The organism is Psychromonas sp. MB-3u-54 (assembly GCF_002836415.1).
Taxonomy (GTDB): Bacteria; Pseudomonadota; Gammaproteobacteria; order Enterobacterales; family Psychromonadaceae; genus Psychromonas.
Window position 1 is genome coordinate 1 of the sequence record NZ_PJBP01000019.1, and the last position, 1775, is coordinate 1775.

A 1775-nucleotide genomic window follows, 5' to 3' on the forward strand; every position below is an offset into this window, starting at 1 on the left:
AACTAATAACTAATAACTAATAACTAATAACTAATAACTAATAACTAATAAGTTTGGAGTGTGGCAAATGAAGCGTGGATTTTTTACCCGGTTAGGGGAAATAACTGACTATATGGAAGAGACGTTAATTGCGCTCTTTTTAGGTTTAATGACTCTATTAACTTTTGCCAATGTCGTTTTCCGATATGTATTAAACGATAATATTTTATGGGCATTGGAGCTGACCGTGTTTATGTTTGCCTGGATGGTGCTGGTCGGTGCCTCTTATCTGGTGAAAAAACATTTTCATATCGGGGTCGATGTCGTTATTAATCTTGCGCCTACAGGGCTTAAAAAAATCTTTGCATTAATAGCCGTTGCTTCATGCTTAGCATTTTCAATTTTATTATTAATTGGCTCTTGGGATTACTGGCTCCCTTTTATAACGGATCAGGCCTGGTATGAAACCCAGGATATTCCGATGCCGGATTTCTTACAATTTTTATCTGCCTGGTTTAATGAAGGAGAACGATATGAAAAATTACCCCGTTTTATCCCCTATTTTGCGCTGCCGCTCAGCATGGCAATGATGACTTATCGATTCCTGCAGATTGCCTGGCTGATTGCCACCAATAAAATAGATAAGATGATTGCAAGTCATGAAGCCGAAGAAGATTTAGAGTCGTTACATCATTCGAAGAAGGGAGAATAATTATGGCGATGTTAACCCTTTTCCTAATGGTTATTGTATTTATGACGGTCGGTGTCCCTATTGCAGTGTCACTGGGTCTGTCGAGTATGATCTTTTTATTAATACATTCCGATGCATCGCTTGCGTCGGTCGCACAAACACTGTTTAACGCTTTTGCCGGACATTATACTTTATTGGCCATCCCTTTCTTTGTATTAGCGTCCAGTTTTATGGCAACGGGTGGCGTCGCTAAGCGGATAATACGTTTTGCAATCGCAATAGTAGGATCACTTCGTGGTGGTCTGGCAATGGCATCGGTGGTGGCATGTATGATGTTTGCCGCCCTGTCCGGATCGTCTCCGGCAACGGTTGTGGCGATTGGCGGAATAGTGATTGCCGGCATGGTAAAAAATGGTTACAGCAAAGATTTTGCGGCGGGTGTTATCTGTAATGCCGGCACCTTAGGGATTTTGATCCCGCCCTCGATTGTGATGGTGGTTTATGCGGCGGCGACCGATGTGTCCGTCGGGCGCATGTTCCTAGGTGGCGTCATACCGGGCTTGCTCGCCGGTTTAATGCTGATGGTTGCTATCTATATTTATGCGCGGATTAAGAATATTCCGGCTCAACCTTTTGTTGGCTGGAAAGAGGCTTTTGATGCGGCTAAAGATGCGGCTTGGGGATTGCTGCTGATTGTGATTATTCTCGGCGGAATTTATGGTGGTATCTTTACGCCGACCGAAGCCGCTGCCGTGGCGGCAGTTTATGCCTTTTTTATCTCTAATTTTATCTATAGAGATATGGGACCTTTATCCGATAAAGAACCCGAAGAGAAACGGGCTAAAGCATACTGGCGTAAAGCTTTACATGTTTTTTCCCATGAAGATACCCGTAAAACACTCTATGAAGCCGGCAAGTTAACTATTATGTTAATGTTTATTATTGCTAATGCGCTGATTTTAAAGCATGTTTTAACTGAAGAGCAGATTCCGCAGATGATCACCGCATCAATGCTTGATGCCGGTCTCGGCCCGATCACTTTCCTTATTGTTGTTAATATCATATTATTAATCGGCGGCCAATTTATGGAGCCCTCCGGCCTGCT

Annotated in this window: 2 protein-coding genes; both read left to right on the forward strand. The window is 43.1% G+C overall.

Going from position 1 to position 1775, the window contains the following annotated elements:
• Nucleotides 1-67: 67 nt before the first annotated feature.
• Complete coding sequence (locus CXF72_RS00345) at nucleotides 68-691, forward strand: TRAP transporter small permease (protein ID WP_101036057.1); 624 nt, start codon at nucleotides 68-70, stop codon at nucleotides 689-691.
• A 2-nt stretch (nucleotides 692-693) separates the two neighbouring features.
• A partial coding sequence (locus CXF72_RS00350) for a TRAP transporter large permease (RefSeq protein ID WP_101036058.1) occupies nucleotides 694-1775 on the forward strand: 1082 nt, incomplete at its 3' end.